The organism is Pseudomonas sp. 22490 (assembly GCF_052044465.1).
Lineage (GTDB): Bacteria > Pseudomonadota > Gammaproteobacteria > Pseudomonadales > Pseudomonadaceae > Pseudomonas > Pseudomonas aeruginosa.
In genome coordinates, this window is sequence record NZ_JBQENS010000007.1 from 43,381 (window position 1) to 59,470 (window position 16,090).

Here is a 16,090-nt window from a genome sequence, read left to right on the forward strand (position 1 = left end):
GAGCATGTCGACAGATTCCCCGCTGCGCACCACCGCTTCGACCTGCTGCTATTGCGGCGTGGGTTGTGGCGTCCTGATCGAACACGACGGCGAACGCATCCTCGGCGTGCAAGGCGATCCTCGGCACCCGGCCAACTTCGGCAGACTGTGCAGCAAAGGCGCCAGCCTGCACCTGACCGGCGACCTCCAGGCCCGCGCGCTGTACCCCCAACTGCGCCTCGGCAAGCAACTGGCGCGGGCTCGCAGCGACTGGGAGAGTGCCCTGGAACATGCCGCCGGGCGTTTCGCCGAGACCATTCGCGAACACGGGCCGGACAGCGTGGCCTTCTATATATCCGGCCAGTTGCTGACCGAGGACTACTACGCCTTCAACAAGCTGGCGCGGGCCCTGGTCGGCACCAACAACATCGACAGCAATTCGCGCCTGTGCATGTCCTCGGCGGTGGTTGGCTACAAGCGCAGCCTGGGCGCCGACGCACCGCCCTGCAGCTACGAAGACCTCGACTGCGCCGATTGCGTGCTGATCGCCGGCAGCAACATGGCCTTCGCCCACCCGGTCCTGTTCCGTCGCCTGGAGGCCGCCAAGGCCGCTCGGCCGGAGATGCGCATCGTCGTGATCGACCCGCGGCGCACCGACACCTGCGAGCTGGCCGACCTGCACCTGGCGCTGCTGCCCGGCACCGACGTCGCACTGTTCCACGGCATCCTGCATATCCTGCTCTGGGAGGACTGGATCGACCGTTCGTTCATCGCCGAGCATACCGAAGGTTTCGCCGACCTGAAGGAACTGGTGCGCGACTACACCCCGGCCGCCGTCGCCGACATCTGCGGCATCGACCGCGCCGACCTGCAGCGCTGCGCCGAATGGATCGGCCGTTCGCCGCGCTTCCTTTCGCTCTGGTGCATGGGGCTCAACCAGTCCAGCGCCGGCAGCGCCAAGAACAGCGCGCTGATCAACCTGCACCTGGCCACCGGCAAGATCGGCCGCGCCGGATGCGGGCCGTTTTCCCTCACCGGCCAGCCGAACGCCATGGGCGGTCGCGAGACCGGCAGCCTGGCCAACCTGCTGCCCGGCCACCGCGAAGCCGCCGATCCCGGCCATCGCGCCGAGGTGGCGCACTACTGGGGTGTGGAACAGTTGCCCACGTCCCCCGGTCTCAGCGCCATCGAGCTGTTCGATGCGGTCCACGACGGCCGGATCAAGGCGCTCTGGATCGCCTGTACCAACCCCGCGCAATCGCTGCCGGACCAGCGCAAGATCCACGAGGCCCTTGCCCGCTGTCCCTTCGTGGTGGTCCAGGAAGCCTTCGCCGGCACGGAAACCTGCCAATACGCCGACCTTTTGCTTCCAGCCGCATCCTGGGGAGAAAAGGAAGGCTCCGTGACCAATTCGGAACGGCGGGTCAGTCATGTCCGTCGGGCCGTTCCGCCCCCCGGGGAAGCACGCCAGGACTGGAACATCGTCTGCGACTTCGCGCGCCGCCTGGAAGGGCACCTGCGGCCCGCTAAACCCGGCCTGTTCGCCTTTGCCGACAGCCGCAGCCTGTTCGACGAATACAAGCTGCTCACCGCCGGGCGCGACCTCGATCTTTCCGGCCTCAGCTACGCACTGCTCGACCGCCTGGGGCCGCAGCAATGGCCATTTCCCACTGGCGCGGAGCAAGGCACCGCACGGCTCTATGCAGACGGCCGCTTCCCTACCGCCTCGGGACGCGCGCAACTGGTCGCCGAACCCTACCGCGCCGCCCAGGAAAAACGCGACGCGCGCTACCCGCTGACCCTCAATACCGGACGCTTGCGCGACCAGTGGCACGGCATGAGCCGGACCGGCACCTGCGCACGCCTGTTCGGCCATGAAGAGGAGGCCCTGGTGCACCTGCATCCCGAGGAACTGCGCCGCAGCCAACTGCGGGACGGGCAGCTCGTGCGCCTGAAGAGCCGGCGTGGCGCCCTGGTCCTGCCGGTGAGCGCAGACGACTCGGTGCGCCCCGGCCAGGCCTTCCTGCCGATGCACTGGGGCGATCGCTTCCTCAAGGGCCTGGGCTGCAATGTCCTGACCCTGCCGGCGTTCGACCCCCTGTCGAAACAACCCGAACTCAAGCACGCCGGGGTTCAGGTCGAGTCCGTCGAACTGCCCTGGCGCCTGTTCGCGCTGGTGGAAACCGATATCCAGGCGCGTTTCGAGGCCCTCCGTGCGCTGTGCGAAGTCTTCGACCACGCCAGCTTCAGTCTCGCCGGACGCGAGCGCCCCGCCCTGCTGGTCAGCGCCGCACACCATGAGGCACCTGGCGCAGACCTGCTGGAGCGGATAGATCGCCAACTCGAATTGCTCGACGGGCCGATCCTCGCCTACGACGACCCACGGCGCGCCATCGGCAAGCGCGTGCGCCTCGAAGACGGGCGCATCGTCGCCGTCCGGCTCGCCGGCGAAACCCTCGCCCGAGACTGGTTGAAAGAGCTCTGGCTTACCGGCCGGGCCGATAGCGAGCTACGCCGCTGGCTGCTCGCCCCACTCGGCGCGGCACCGGGACGACCCAGCCAGGGTGCGGGCGGCAAGACCCTGTGCAGTTGCCAGAACGTCAGCCAGCAAACGGTGCTCGGCGGCATCGCCCGCGGATTGGACCTGGACGGATTGAAGCGCGAGTTCGGCTGCGGCACCGGCTGCGGCTCCTGCGTACCGGAAATCAAGAGACTGCTGGCGGCCCCCCGGCCCATGGCGGCGAATGCCTGAGGAGAACGACGATGAGCGGTAAGGTCTGGCTGGTGGGTGCGGGTCCCGGCGATCCGGAACTGTTGACCCTGAAGGCAGTTCGCGCCCTGCAGGACGCGGATGTGGTGATGGTCGACGATCTGGTCAACCCGAGCATACTGGAGCACTGTCCGTCCGCCCGGCTGGTCCGGGTCGGCAAACGCGGCGGCTGCCGCTCCACACCGCAGGACTTCATCCAGCGCCTGATGCTGCGGCATGCCCGCCAGGGACGCAGCGTGGTGCGCCTGAAAGGCGGCGATCCATGCATCTTCGGCCGCGCCGGCGAAGAAGCCGAATGGCTGGCCCGGCACGGGATAGACAGCGAGATAGTGAACGGCATCACCGCCGGGCTGGCTGGCGCCACTGCCTGCGGCATACCGCTGACCTACCGCGGCATCAGCCGTGGCGTGACCCTGGTGACCGCGCATACCCAGGACGACAGCCCACTGGCCTGGGAAGCCCTGGCACGCAGCGGTACCACGCTGGTGGTCTACATGGGCGTCGCCCGTCTCGCAGAGATCCAGGCCGGGCTGCTGGCTGGAGGCATGGCCGAGGATACGCCGCTGGCGATGATCGAGAACGCCACCCTGGGCAACCAGCGCGAATGCCGCAGCAACCTCGGCGAGCTACTGCGGGACGCCGGACGTTTCGCCTTGAAAAGCCCGGCGATCCTGGTGATCGGCGAAGTAACCCGCGACATCGTGTCGCAACCGATTTCCCTGAGCGCCTGACGAGCGGTCTTTTTCCAGGCAAAGAAAAACCCGGCCTGAGCCGGGTTTTTCCTTAGAGGCTCAGCCGATTACTTGGCTTCAGCTTCTACTTCGGCTTCAACGCGACGGTTGATAGCGCGGCCTTCAGCGGTGGCGTTGTCGGCAACCGGGCGGGACTCGCCGTAACCAACAGCGTTCACGCGACCACCTTCTACACCGTACTCGTTGACCAGTACGTCACGAACGGCGTTGGCACGACGCTCGGACAGCTTCTGGTTGTAAGCGTCGGTGCCGACGGAGTCGGTGTGACCTTCAACGGTGGTGGAAGTGGACGGGTACTGCTTCATGAAGTCAGCCAGGTTCTTGATGTCAGCGTAGCTGTTCTCTTTGACCTTGGACTTGTCGAAGTCGAACTTCACGTCCAGCTGTACGCGTACGACTTCGGCGACAGCCGGGCAGCCGTTGGCGTCAACGGTGACGTTGGCCGGGGTATCCGGGCACTTGTCGACGTTGTCGCAAACGCCGTCGTTGTCGGAGTCGGAGCAAACGTCGGCAACCGGTTCCGGAGCCGGAGCGGCTTTCGAACCACCGAAGTTGAAGCCGACGCCCAGGCCAGCCATCCACTCGCCCTGGTGACCGTTGTCACGCTTCTCCAGACCGTACTGGCCGTCGAGGCTGGCCTTGGCGAAGAAGTTCTCGGTGAAGTAGTACTTCAGACCAGCGCCGATGTTGGCCATGGTCATCTGCTGACGGCCTTGGCTGTCGCTGTTGATGTTGGTGATGTTCTGGTGAGCCAGACCAGCCGACACGTACGGACGCAGACCTACGCCCGGGGTACCGAAGTGGTAGATGGCGTCCAGGGAGGTCAGGTTGCCGTGGACCTTCTTGTTGCCGGTTTCGTAGGTGCCACGAACGTCATGGTACTCACCGTAGGACAGCGCCAGCTCGACGTCGTCGGTCAGGAAGTAACCGATCGAGCCGCCGTACAGGTCCGCGTTCTTCATGTTGCGAACGCTGTCGGTGAAGTAGCGCTTGCCGAAGGCTTCGATCTCTACCGAGTTCTGGCCCTGGGCAAAGGCGTTCATTGCCGAAGCGGCAACCAGCGAGCCGATGACAACGCCTAAGGTGTTCTTCAGTTTCATCCGTTAAATCCCCATCTTGATGGTCAGTTAGTTGTCCAACAATCAGCCGCACAACTTGGGTGGCAAGTTTATCAGAACTTCCCGCATAGAGAGACAATATTTACCCAACTATGTTTCGGTCGCATCTGAAAACTTTTCGCGCAGGCGGTCCAGTGCCCGCTTGTAGCGCATTTTCGTCGCACTCAGACCCATGTGCATGATATCCGCTATCTCCTGAAACTCCAGTTCCGCGACGAAGCGAAGAACCAGAATCTCCCGATCTATCGGATTGACATGGACGAGCCAACGATCCAATCCGCCCCGCTCCTCAACCTTCGGCGACTTCTCCTCGGAAGCCTCCTCCAGCGGGTCGAGGCTGAGCGCATCCATCAATCGGCGCTTGCGGCGCTCCTTGCGGTACTGCGTGATGCACTCGTTGTACGTGATGCTATATAGCCACGTTTTGAACTTCGACTTGCCCTCAAAGTTCTTCAACCCGTACAAGACTTTCAGCATCACCTCCTGGCACACGTCGTCCGCGTCGCGGTCGTTGCCCAGGTAGCGGGCACAGACGTTGAACAGCGTGCGCTGGTAACGCCGCATCAATTCTTCATAGGCGCGCGTCACGTGGAACAGCTCCGAGTGCGCACGCTCGACCAGCTCTTCATCGGAAAGCTGGCGTGGGTCATACCGCTGTGACAGGGGGTGAGGCTTATTCAAGTGAGATCAGGCCAGTCATATCGTAAGCCGGGCCGCCCTGCAGAGCAGCCACGTCCATTATCTCTCCCGGATCAGCGGCTGGTAACTCGCTGATCGAGCAGTAGACGGTTGGCCAGCGACACAAGCTCTCCCTCTTCCGTCAGCAGGATGGTCTTTACCGTACCTATCTCTTCAATAGTGCCTTCAACGTCACCCACTTTCACCTGTTGTCCGACCTGATACAGCTCGCGGACGTAGATTCCTGCAATGATCTGCCCGGCGACCTCGCGGCTGCCCAGGCCCAGGGCCAGCGCAGCGGCCAGGCCGACGGTGATCAGGACGATGGCGATGATGTAGTTGAGCAGGTCGGTCTTGACCTCGAGCTGCCCCACCGCCACCGAGATGCTGATGATGATGACCAGCCACTGGGCGATCCGCCCCAGGCCGTTCGCGTATTCGAGGCCGACGCCGTCCGCCGCGCCGCGCACGACGCTGTTCACCAGTTGCGCCAGGAGCACGCCGACGATCAGCACCAGGGCCGCGCCGAACACCTTGGGCAGGTACAGGGCGAGGACGTCCAGCGTGGCGGATACCCGCTGCAGGCCGAGCGACTCGGCGGCGGATACGAGGAAGACGAGCAGTACGAACCAGTAGACGATCTTGCCGACCAGCGTCGAGACCGGAACCTGGATGCCGACCCGGGCCAGCAGCTTGGTCAGGCCGGTGCCACCCATCAGCCGGTCCAGGCCCAGCTTGGCCAGCAGCTTGGAAAGCAGCGCATCGAGCAGCTTGGCGATGACGAAGCCGAGCAGAACGACCACCAGGGCGCCGAGCAGGTTGGGGATGAAGCCTGCCAGCTTGCCCCACAGGGTGTTCATCGCGGTCAGCAAGCTCTGGGTCCAGATATCGAATTGCATGTTCACTCAGCCTTGTCAGCAGAAGATGCGTTTTTCGCGGAAATACGGGAAACCGGCGCCAGATGCGGCGAACCGTTGTTGATGCCGATCATCAGCGCCTGCAGCCAGTGCCCCATGAGGCTGAACAGGTCACCGGCGCCGACCTGGCGATTGGCGGTCTTCAGCACCCGTCCCAGACGCGCGTCGTCGTCCGGCTGGGGAGCCGAAGCCTTGAGCAGGTCCCGCAGGGACTCTTCGAACGGATCGTGCATGCGCACCTCATGTCTGTACGAGGGAGTGACGCCCTCTCCTCACTCCAGGTCACGTCAGAGCCAGCGCAGCCGACGAAATACCCACCACTGGAAGGTGGCGACCCCGCCGATCAGCAGGCAGGCCAGCCAGAACCCATGCGGTGCATCCGCCCCTGGAATGCCGCCGACATTGATTCCCAGCAGGCCGGTGACGAAGCTCATCGGCAGGAAAAAGCCGGTGATTATACCAAGGAGATACATGGTGCGGTTCATCCGTTCGGTGATTCGCCGCGACTCGGCTTCCTGCAGGACGCTGATGCGCTCCCGTATCAACTCGAGTTCTTCGAGATTCCGCGTCAGCCGGTTGTTCAGCTCGTTCCAGTAATCGGCGTCGTCCTCGACGAACCAGGACAGCTTGTAGCGCGCCAGTTGCGAGTAGATGTCCCGCTGCGGCGCCAGGTAGCGCCGCAACCCCGCCGACCGGCGGCGCAGGGTACGCAACTGGTGCTGGTCGGGACTGGCGCGCTCGTCCGCCTCGACCAGCTCCTCGACAGCATCGAGCTGGTCGGCTATCCCGCTGATCAGCGTGTCGACGCGATCGGTCAGGTAGTGCGCGAGGTAGTACACGACCTCGGATGCTGTCTTCGGCCCTTTCCCCGCCTCCAGGTCCTCGAGCAGATCGGCCACCGCCTTCAGCGGCCGCAGGCGCAGCGAGATCACCCGGCGCGCGTCGGCGAATACCCGCAGCGAAACCATGTCTTCCGGCTCCGCGCCCGGATTCAGGTTCACTCCACGGAGGAACACCAGCAGGCTTTCGGCCCCGAGATCGAGCAAACGGGGGCGGGTCGCCTCCTCCAGCAGCAGATCGCAGGCGAACTCGCTGAGCCCCGCGGAATCCCGCAGCCAGGCCTGTGCCTCCGGTACGCCGCGGTCCCAGTGCAGCCAAAGACTTTCCTCCGGCAGCAGGTCGAGCACCGCTATCTGGTTGCGTCCGACACGGCGTCCGCCGCCGCGCCCGTTGAGGACGTAGCCATAGATCAGGCCGCGCTCGTCACCCGACTCGTACGCTTGCATTGCGCTTCCCTTGGTAAAACGACCATTTCGACAGTAAAAACACAAGTCCGGTACCAGTCAATTCATGGACTTGCGGCACAACCTTAAAGCCAGTCCTGAGACCCGTATGCGCACCCCGGGTTCATTCCAGCAAAAAGCCCCGGGACGCTGCCTGCGTCACCGGGGCCGGAACGGCTGTTAAAAAGCCCTATTCGGGCATCTTCAAGGCCTGCGGAGAAACGATGATGCCGTTGTTGTCGGCATACACGAACTCGCCGGGGCGGAAGGTGACGCCGCCGAAGGTCACGGCGACGTTCAGATCGCCGATGCCGCGCTTGTCGGTCTTCAGCGGATGACTGGCCAGGGCCTGGACGCCAAGGTCGGTCTGGGCGATCACGTCGACGTCACGGATGCAGCCATACACGACGATCCCTTCCCAGCCGTTCTTCGCCGCTTTCTCGGCCAGCATGTCGCCCAGCAGGGCGCGGCGCAGCGAACCACCGCCATCGACGACCAGGACCTTGCCCTTGCCGTCCTTGTCGACCTGCTCCTTGACCAACGAGTTGTCTTCGAAGCACTTGATGGTGACGATCTCGCCGCCGAAGGAGTCGCGGCCGCCGAAGTTGCTGAACATGGGTTCGACGACCTGGACCAGCTCAGGATAGGCATCGCACAGATCGGGAGTGACGTAATGCATGGGAAGCTCCTGTGGGTGAAGGGATCGGCTCGGGCAGCTCCGGAGGAACATCGGCCGCCCGCCCCGGCGGCGCCGGCGTGACCGGAGCCGCCATTTGCGTCACATGTTAGCCGCTGATTCCGGCTTCCGATACGTCTAGCGCCTCGCTCCACGCGGATTCGTCGCCCGCCGGCGATCGCTGGCGCAGCCAGCGCTCCACCAAGGGCCAGACCTCTAGCTGGGCCGCCTTGCCGATCAGCATCTCGATATGCCCGTAGTCCTCGGCGTAGCCAGCCTCGTGTCCGAGCAACAGGTATTCGCGCTCGGACGAGGCGAACTGCTCGAACAACTTGCGACAGGCCCAGGACGGGTCCTGCCGGTCCCCAGCCCCGGCGACCGCCAATAGCGGTACGTCGACTGCGGCGAGCCCCTTCCACCAGTCGTTGCCCGGCTCGCCGAAGCGGCCGAACAGCCCATGCCAACGCAGGACCTCCAGCGCCAGGCCGACCGGCTCGTCTTCCGGCCCCTGCCGCCAACGGCTTCCGGACAGCGCATCGACGCGGCGCAGCAGCAGGCGCGCGAGGATGCCTGCCATGGGCAACCTGAACAGCCAGTGCGCGGTGCTGACCTGGCTACCGAACAACGCCACGGAAGCGATCCGCGCCTGGTCCAGGTAGCCCCCGCCCAGTCCCGCCGCCAGCACCACCCCACCGAGGGAGTGGCCAATCCAGTGCGCCGGCTGCCCGCACTGCTCGTGGATGAAGGAGGCCAGCGCCGGCAGGTCGTAGCGCGCGTAGTCGGCGACCCGGTTGTCCCGGTAACCATCGTTGCGAATCGACAGGCCATGGCCGCGCATTTCCGGCAGCCAGACATCGAACCCCGCCCGCGCCAGGTAAGGACCTAGTCCGAGCGCACGCGGCGAGTACCAGAAGCGGCGGTTGGAAAAACTCCCGTGCAGGAGGATCACAGGCGGTCCGCGCCGCTCGCCGGCGGCCTGCTGTCCAAGCCGGGTTACGACCAGCTCGACGCTGGCATCGGGGCTGTTGCCGGGCTTCAGGCGGTAGATGTCTTCGGTAAGGTCGGCGCGCAACTCGGCGCTGACCAGGGCGACAGGAAAGAGGCGACTACTGCTTTGCATGCTTGTCTTGTACAGGAGGCACGAAAAAGGGCGGTGTTACCCGCCCTTTCCGGATACAGCGAGGACCGATCAGGCCTGGTCTTGCCCCTCGGCAAGGAAGAACCAGGTATCCAGCACCGAGTCGGGGTTCAGCGAGACGCTCTCGATGCCCTGCTCCATCAGCCAGCGGGCCAGGTCCGGGTGGTCCGACGGACCCTGGCCGCAGATGCCGATGTACTTGCCGGCCTTGTTGCAGGCAGCGATGGCGTTGGCCAGCAGCTTCTTCACCGCCGGATTGCGCTCGTCAAACAGGTGGGCAACGATGCCGGAATCGCGATCCAGGCCCAGGGTCAGCTGGGTCAGGTCGTTGGAACCGATGGAGAAGCCATCGAAGAACTCGAGGAACTCGTCGGCCAGCAGGGCGTTCGACGGCAGTTCGCACATCATGATGACCTTAAGGCCGTTCTCGCCGCGCTTCAGGCCGTTCCCGGCCAGCAGCTCGACCACCTGGCTCGCCTCGCCCAGGGTGCGCACGAAGGGCACCATGATCTCGACGTTGGTCAGGCCCATTTCGTTGCGGACCTTCTTCAGCGCACGGCACTCCAGCTCGAAGCAGTCGCGGAACGACTCGCTGATGTAGCGCGAGGCGCCACGGAAGCCGAGCATCGGGTTCTCTTCTTCCGGCTCGTAGAGCTTGCCGCCGATCAGGTTGGCGTACTCATTGGACTTGAAGTCGGACAGGCGCACGATGACCTTCTTCGGCCAGAACGCCGCGGCCAGGGTGCTGATGCCCTCCACCAGCTTCTCGACGTAGAAGCCGACCGGGTCGGGATAGCCGGCGATGCGCTTCTCCACGCTTTCCTTGATGTCCGCCGGCAGGCCGGCGAAGTTCAGCAACGCCTTGGGATGCACGCCGATCATGCGGTTGATGATGAATTCGAGGCGGGCCAGGCCCACGCCTTCGTTCGGCAACTGGGCGAAATCGAAAGCGCGATCGGGATTGCCGACGTTCATCATGATCTTGAACGGAAGGTCGGGCATGGCGTCGACCGAGTTCTTGCGCACATCGAAACCGAGTTCGCCTTCGAAGATGAAGCCGGTATCGCCTTCGGCACAGGAAACGGTCACCCCCTGGCCATCCTGCAGGATCTGGGTGGCGTTGCCGCAACCGACCACCGCCGGGATGCCCAGTTCGCGAGCGATGATCGCCGCGTGGCAGGTGCGCCCGCCGCGGTTGGTGACGATGGCGCTGGCGCGCTTCATCACTGGCTCCCAGTCCGGGTCGGTCATGTCGGAGACCAGGACGTCACCCGGTTGGACCTTGTCCATTTCCGACACGTCGTTGATCACTTTGACCGGACCGGCACCGATGCGCTGGCCGATGGCACGCCCTTCCACCAGGACGGTCCCCTTCTCTTTCAGCAGGTAGCGCTCCATGACCGTGGCGCTGGCGCGGCTCTTCACGGTTTCCGGGCGTGCCTGGACGATGTACAGCTTGCCGTCGTCACCGTCCTTGGCCCATTCGATGTCCATCGGGCGGCCATAGTGCTTCTCGATGATCATGGCCTGCTTGGCCAGCTCGGTGACCTCGGCGTCGCTCAGGGCGAAGCGGGCGCGATCGGCACGATCGACGTCCACCACCTTGACCGAGCGACCGGCCTTGGCTTCGTCGCCGTAGATCATCTTGATCGCCTTGCTACCCAGGTTGCGGCGCAGGATGGCCGGACGCCCGGCTTCCAGGGTCGGCTTGTGGACGTAGAACTCGTCGGGGTTCACCGCGCCCTGAACCACGGTCTCGCCCAGGCCGTAGGCACCGGTGATGAAGACCACGTCGCGGAAGCCGGATTCGGTGTCCAGGGTGAACATCACCCCGGCGGTGCCGGTTTCCGAGCGGACCATGCGCTGCACGCCGGCGGACAAGGCGACCAGCTTGTGATCGAAGCCCTGGTGCACGCGGTAGGCGATGGCGCGGTCGTTGAACAGGGAGGCAAAGACCTCTTTTGCTGCGCGGATCACATTGTCCACGCCGCGGATATTGAGGAAGGTTTCCTGCTGGCCGGCGAACGAGGCGTCCGGAAGGTCTTCGGCGGTAGCGGAGGAACGCACTGCCACGGCGAGGTTGTCGTTGCCGTTGGCCAGGGCGGCGAAGGCCTGGCGGATCTCGCTGTCGAGACGGGCCGGGAACTCGGCTTCCATCACCCACTGGCGGATCTGCGCGCCGGTCTTGGCCAGGGCGTTGACGTCGTCGACGTCCAGGGCGTCCAGGGCCGCGTGGATACGGTCGTTGAGGCCACTCTGCTCGAGGAAGTCACGGTAGGCCTGGGCGGTGGTGGCAAATCCGCCGGGTACGGAAACGCCGGCACCGGCCAGGTTGCTGATCATCTCGCCGAGGGATGCGTTCTTGCCCCCCACATGCTCTACATCATGGACGCCGAGCTTATCGAGGGAAACTACGTACTCTACCAAGGTGATCTCTCCACTATTGAATTGGAAAAGCTCAAGCGGGGCCAGGAGCAGCTCCGCTGGATTCTGGCCTGGCCCTTAGAAATAAGTGACAATGCTGCGACAGAAAGGCCTCTGACAACGCGCGGCCTATCATAGCCAAGAATCGTTCCTACCTTAAGGCTTTCGGTGCAAATGAAACGAACCGCATTCTTCATCTCGGACGGCACCGGTATCACCGCCGAAACCCTGGGCCAAAGCCTTCTGGCACAGTTCGAGAACATCAGCTTCGTCAAACTGACGAGACCGTACATCGATACCGAAGAAAAAGCGCGCGCCATGGTACAGCAAATCAATAATGCTGCCGAGTCGGACGGGGCCCGCCCGATCATCTTCGATACCATCGTGAACCGCGACATCCGGGCGGTCCTGGCGCAATCCAACGGTTTCATGATCGATATCTTCGCCACCTTTCTTTCGCCTCTGGAACAGGAGCTTTCGGCCGACTCGTCCTATTCGGTCGGCAAGTCCCACTCCATCGGCCACAACTCCAACTACATGGATCGCATCGAGGCGGTGAACTTCGCCCTCGACAACGACGACGGCGCCCGCACCCACTACTACGACAAGGCCGACCTGATCCTGGTCGGCGTCTCGCGCTGCGGCAAGACGCCCACCTGCCTGTACATGGCCCTGCAGTATGGCATCCGCGCCGCCAACTACCCGTTGACGGAAGAGGACATGGAGCGCCTGCAACTGCCGAACGCCCTCAAGCAGTACAAGCACAAGCTGTTCGGCCTGACCATCGACCCCGATCGCCTCACCGCGATTCGCAACGAGCGCAAGCCCAACAGTCGCTACGCCAGCTTCGCCCAGTGCGAATTCGAGGTACGCGAGGTCGAAAGCCTGTTCCGCCGCGAAAACATCGCCTACATCAACTCCACGCATTTCTCGGTGGAGGAGATTTCCGCAAAGATCCTCGTCGAAAAAGGCGTGGAACGGCGCTTCAAATAACCGCTCCGGGGCCAGCGGCTCGGCACCGCCAAGGTCCCTTGCCCGCTTCCGGTAACGCTTCGAGCCCCAGGATGGAATTTCGTTTCATCCCAGGGGCAAAACCCCGACCAAGTGGTATAAGCGGCTGTCGCTGCCGAAAAACCGCGTGATAGAATGCGGCCCGCATGCGCCTGGCGGGGCGCCCGGCATGCCCGGCCTGCCGAGCGCAGGTCGATGACGCAGGGTTTTCCGTCACGGACTGGACAGCGATCGCAAGATCGACCCGCCGAACGCGACACCAACCAGGACTTATGAAACTCAAGCCCTTAGCTCCCCTGCTCTGCCTATTCATCGCCGTACCAGGCCTGAGCGTAGCCGCCGAAAAGACGGTCTACGGCCTGAACGAATACGCGCGCATCAACGACCCGGACATCCAGCTGGCCGCCAAGCTCGACACCGGCGCCAAGACCGCCTCCCTCAGCGCCCGCGACATCAAGCGTTTCAAGCGCGACGGCGAAACCTGGGTGCGCTTCTACCTGGCCACCGACAACGCCGACGACACCCCGATCGAGAAGCCCCTGGCGCGGATCAGCAAGATCAAGCGCCGCCATGGCGACTTCAACCCCGACGAGGGCAAGGCCTATACCGCCCGTCCGGTGATCGAGCTGCAGGTCTGCATGGGCAAGGCGATTCGCACCATCGAAGTGAACCTGACCGACCGAAGTGCATTCCAATACCCGCTTTTGATCGGCTCGGAGGCCTTGAAGAAATTCGACGCACTGGTCGATCCGAGCTTGAAATACTCGGCCGGGAAACCCGGCTGCAAACCTGATGCAAAACCTGCTGAGTAAACGACATGCGCTCTCTCAACCTGCATCTGAAAGTCCTGATCGCCATCCTGCTGACCCTGGGTGTGGCGATCACCGCCTATCAGATTTTCGTCCAGGGTATTCCCGTTACCGAAGCCGAAACCGATGACCTCTGGAACATCGATGCCAAGGTCGACTTCGTCGCCACGCCGAAAACCCCGGTCAAGGTGCAGATGTTCGTTCCGCCGTTGAGCCAGGACTACGTCAGCCTCAACGAAAGCTTCGTCTCCAACAATTACGGCGTCAGCATCAATCGCGCCGACGGCAATCGCAAGGTGACCTGGTCCGCCCGCCGCGCCAACGGCAAGCAGACCCTGTACTACCGCCTGGTGCTGACCAAGCGCTACACCGGCGAGAAGACTAAGGAGAAAGGCCCGATCTTCCGCGACAGCCTGCCCCTGGAAGGCCCGGAGAAGATCGCCGCAGAAGCCCTGCTGGCCCCCATTCGCCAGCACTCGGCCGACGTCGAGACCTTCGTCAGCGAAGCCATCAAGCGCGCCAACAACGGCAACGACGACAACGTCAAGCTGCTGATGGCCGGCGACACCAGCCTGGAAAAGAAAGCGCATATCGTCGAAACCCTGCTGTCCATCGCCCACGTGCCGATGGAGCGGGTCCATACCATCCGCCTGGTCGCCGACCTGCAACAGAGCCCGGAACTGTGGCTGCGCAGCTTCAACGGCGAGAACTGGCTGTATTTCAACGTGGTCACCGGCGAACAGGGCCTGCCCTCCGATCGCCTGATCTGGTGGCTTGGCGATGAGCCGCTGATGACCATCGACGGCGGCAAGAAGGCCCAGGTCAGCTTCAGCCTGAACAGCAGCGAGATGAACGCCATCCGCCTGGCCAAGCTGTCCGACGAGAACACCGAGGCGGCCTTCCTCGAGTACTCCCTGTACGGCCTGCCGCTGTCCACCCAGCAGACCTTCCAGATCATGATCATGATCCCGATCGGCGTGCTGGTGATCCTGATCCTGCGCAACCTGATCGGCCTGCAGACCCTTGGCACCTTCACCCCGGTTCTGATCGCCCTGGCCTTCCGCGAGACCGGCCTGCAATGGGGTATCGCCCTGTTCACCGTGATCACCGCCCTGGGCCTGTCGCTGCGCTCCTATCTCGAGCACCTGAAGCTGCAGATGCTGCCGCGCCTCTCGGTGGTGCTGACCTTCGTGGTGGTGATGATCGCGGTGATCAGCCTGTTCAGCCACAAGCTCGGCTTCGAGAGCGGCCTGTCGATCGCCCTGTTCCCGATGGTGATCCTGACCATGACCATCGAACGCCTGTCGATCACCTGGGAAGAGCGCGGCGGCGGCCATGCGATGAAGGTGGCCATCGGCACCCTGTTCGCGGCATCGCTGGCGCACATCCTCATGCGCATCCCGGAACTGGTGTACTTCATCTTCACCTTCCCGGCCGTGCTGCTGATCCTGGTCGCCTTCATGCTCGCCATGGGCCGCTACCGCGGCTACCGCCTGACCGAGCTGTTCCGCTTCAAGGCCCTGCTCAAGGACTGAACCATGTCGATCTGGAAGACCTGGAAAGACCTGACCGCGAAAGGCGTGATGGGCATCAACCGACGCAATGCCGATTACGTCCTGAAGTACAACAAGCGGCACCTGTATCCGGTGGTGGACGACAAGATCATCACCAAGGAACGCGCGCTCGAGGCCGGCATCCACGTGCCGGAGATGTACGGCATCATCGAGACCGAGAAAGGCATCGACAAGCTCAACGAGATCATCGGCGAGCACAACGATTTCGTCATCAAGCCGGCGCAGGGCGCCGGCGGCGACGGCATCATGGTGATCGCCGACCGCTTCGAGGGCCGCTACAAGACCGTATCGGGGAAGATCGTCAGCCACGAGGAGATCGAGCACCACATCTCGAGCATCCTCTCCGGCCTCTACTCCCTCGGCGGCCATCGCGACCGCGTACTGATCGAGTACCGGGTGACCCCCGACCAGATCTTCAAGAGCATCAGCTACGAAGGTGTGCCGGACATCCGCATCATCGTACTGATGGGCTACCCGGTAATGGCCATGCTGCGCCTGCCGACCCGGCAGTCGGGCGGCAAGGCCAACCTGCACCAGGGCGCCATCGGCGTGGGCGTCGACCTGGCCACCGGTGTCACCCTGCGCGGCACCTGGCTGAACAACAAGATCGCCAAGCACCCGGACACCACCAACGCGGTGGACGGCGTGCAACTGCCGAACTGGGACGGCTTCATGAAGCTGGCGGCCGGTTGCTACGAGTTGTCGGGCCTCGGCTACATCGGCGTGGACATGGTTCTCGACCAGGAGAAAGGCCCGCTGATCCTCGAACTCAACGCCCGCCCGGGCCTGAACATCCAGATCGCCAACGACAGCGGCCTGGTGCACCGCTGCCACGCCGTCGAGGCGCGACTGGAAGAACTCAAGGCGAAAGGCATCGAAGAGTCCGCGGAAGAGCGCGTACGCTTCTCCCAGCAGCTGTTCGGCCACGTCCAGCAGCACCAGGGCTGACGTGCTTCCGGTA

14 protein-coding genes are annotated in these 16,090 nt (G+C 63.7%); 6 read left to right on the forward strand and 8 right to left on the reverse strand.

Translation table 11 applies throughout. The features are described 5' to 3' along the window. Positions 1–4: 4 nt before the first annotated feature. Positions 5–2,731, forward strand: coding sequence for a nitrate reductase (locus ACTJJX_RS09790; RefSeq protein WP_004342948.1), 2,727 nt, complete (start codon positions 5–7; stop codon positions 2,729–2,731). An 11-nt stretch (positions 2,732–2,742) separates the two neighbouring features. Further along, positions 2,743–3,480 carry a uroporphyrinogen-III C-methyltransferase gene (gene cobA, locus ACTJJX_RS09795; RefSeq protein WP_003087845.1) on the forward strand — a complete coding sequence of 246 codons (738 nt, stop codon included), beginning with the start codon at positions 2,743–2,745 and terminating at the stop codon, positions 3,478–3,480. A 68-nt stretch (positions 3,481–3,548) separates the two neighbouring features. Here the strand turns inward: cobA and oprF are convergent, their stop codons facing one another. The 8 genes from oprF to ppsA all read right to left on the reverse strand — a co-directional run bounded on the left by oprF (position 3,549) and on the right by ppsA (position 11,738). Then, positions 3,549–4,601: an outer membrane porin OprF gene (gene oprF / locus ACTJJX_RS09800; protein WP_003087843.1), complete on the reverse strand. Its 1,053-nt coding sequence runs from the start codon at positions 4,599–4,601 to the stop codon at positions 3,549–3,551. Positions 4,602–4,709: 108 nt separating this feature from the next. Then, on the reverse strand, positions 4,710–5,300 hold the full coding sequence (gene sigX / locus ACTJJX_RS09805) for an RNA polymerase sigma factor SigX (RefSeq protein WP_003098059.1): 591 nt from the start codon (positions 5,298–5,300) through the stop codon (positions 4,710–4,712). 71 nt (positions 5,301–5,371) lie between these two features. Next, positions 5,372–6,196: a mechanosensitive ion channel family protein gene (locus ACTJJX_RS09810; RefSeq protein WP_003087830.1), complete on the reverse strand. Its 825-nt coding sequence runs from the start codon at positions 6,194–6,196 to the stop codon at positions 5,372–5,374. A gap of 2 nt (positions 6,197–6,198) precedes the next feature. Continuing rightward, complete coding sequence (locus ACTJJX_RS09815; RefSeq protein WP_003120308.1) at positions 6,199–6,453, reverse strand: hypothetical protein; 255 nt, start codon at positions 6,451–6,453, stop codon at positions 6,199–6,201. A gap of 48 nt (positions 6,454–6,501) precedes the next feature. Then, positions 6,502–7,500: a zinc transporter ZntB gene (locus ACTJJX_RS09820; RefSeq protein WP_003098062.1), complete on the reverse strand. Its 999-nt coding sequence runs from the start codon at positions 7,498–7,500 to the stop codon at positions 6,502–6,504. 187 nt (positions 7,501–7,687) lie between these two features. Further along, positions 7,688–8,176 (reverse strand): ribonuclease E activity regulator RraA, encoded by a 489-nt coding sequence (rraA, locus tag ACTJJX_RS09825; RefSeq protein WP_003087823.1) that lies wholly within the window; start codon positions 8,174–8,176, stop codon positions 7,688–7,690. 106 nt (positions 8,177–8,282) lie between these two features. Further along, positions 8,283–9,293, reverse strand: coding sequence for an alpha/beta fold hydrolase (locus tag ACTJJX_RS09830; RefSeq protein WP_003113577.1), 1,011 nt, complete (start codon positions 9,291–9,293; stop codon positions 8,283–8,285). Positions 9,294–9,362: 69 nt separating this feature from the next. Further along, entirely contained in the window at positions 9,363–11,738 is a 2,376-nt protein-coding gene (gene ppsA, locus ACTJJX_RS09835; protein WP_003098065.1) for a phosphoenolpyruvate synthase, read from the reverse strand. A 171-nt stretch (positions 11,739–11,909) separates the two neighbouring features. On the opposite strand from ppsA, the gene ppsR reads away from it, so the two are divergent. The 4 genes from ppsR to ACTJJX_RS09855 all read left to right on the forward strand — a co-directional run bounded on the left by ppsR (position 11,910) and on the right by ACTJJX_RS09855 (position 16,077). Next, on the forward strand, positions 11,910–12,728 hold the full coding sequence (ppsR, locus tag ACTJJX_RS09840) for a posphoenolpyruvate synthetase regulatory kinase/phosphorylase PpsR (RefSeq protein ID WP_003087813.1): 819 nt from the start codon (positions 11,910–11,912) through the stop codon (positions 12,726–12,728). A gap of 290 nt (positions 12,729–13,018) precedes the next feature. Then, positions 13,019–13,558, forward strand: a complete 540-nt coding sequence (gene rloA / locus ACTJJX_RS09845; RefSeq protein WP_003087811.1) for a retropepsin-like aspartic peptidase RloA — start codon at positions 13,019–13,021, stop codon at positions 13,556–13,558. Between the two features lie 5 nt (positions 13,559–13,563). Then, positions 13,564–15,090: an osmotic stress tolerance membrane protein RloB gene (gene rloB, locus ACTJJX_RS09850; RefSeq protein WP_003087809.1), complete on the forward strand. Its 1,527-nt coding sequence runs from the start codon at positions 13,564–13,566 to the stop codon at positions 15,088–15,090. Positions 15,091–15,093: 3 nt separating this feature from the next. After that, complete coding sequence (locus ACTJJX_RS09855) at positions 15,094–16,077, forward strand: alpha-L-glutamate ligase-like protein (protein WP_003087807.1); 984 nt, start codon at positions 15,094–15,096, stop codon at positions 16,075–16,077. The last annotated feature ends 13 nt before the right edge of the window (positions 16,078–16,090 follow it).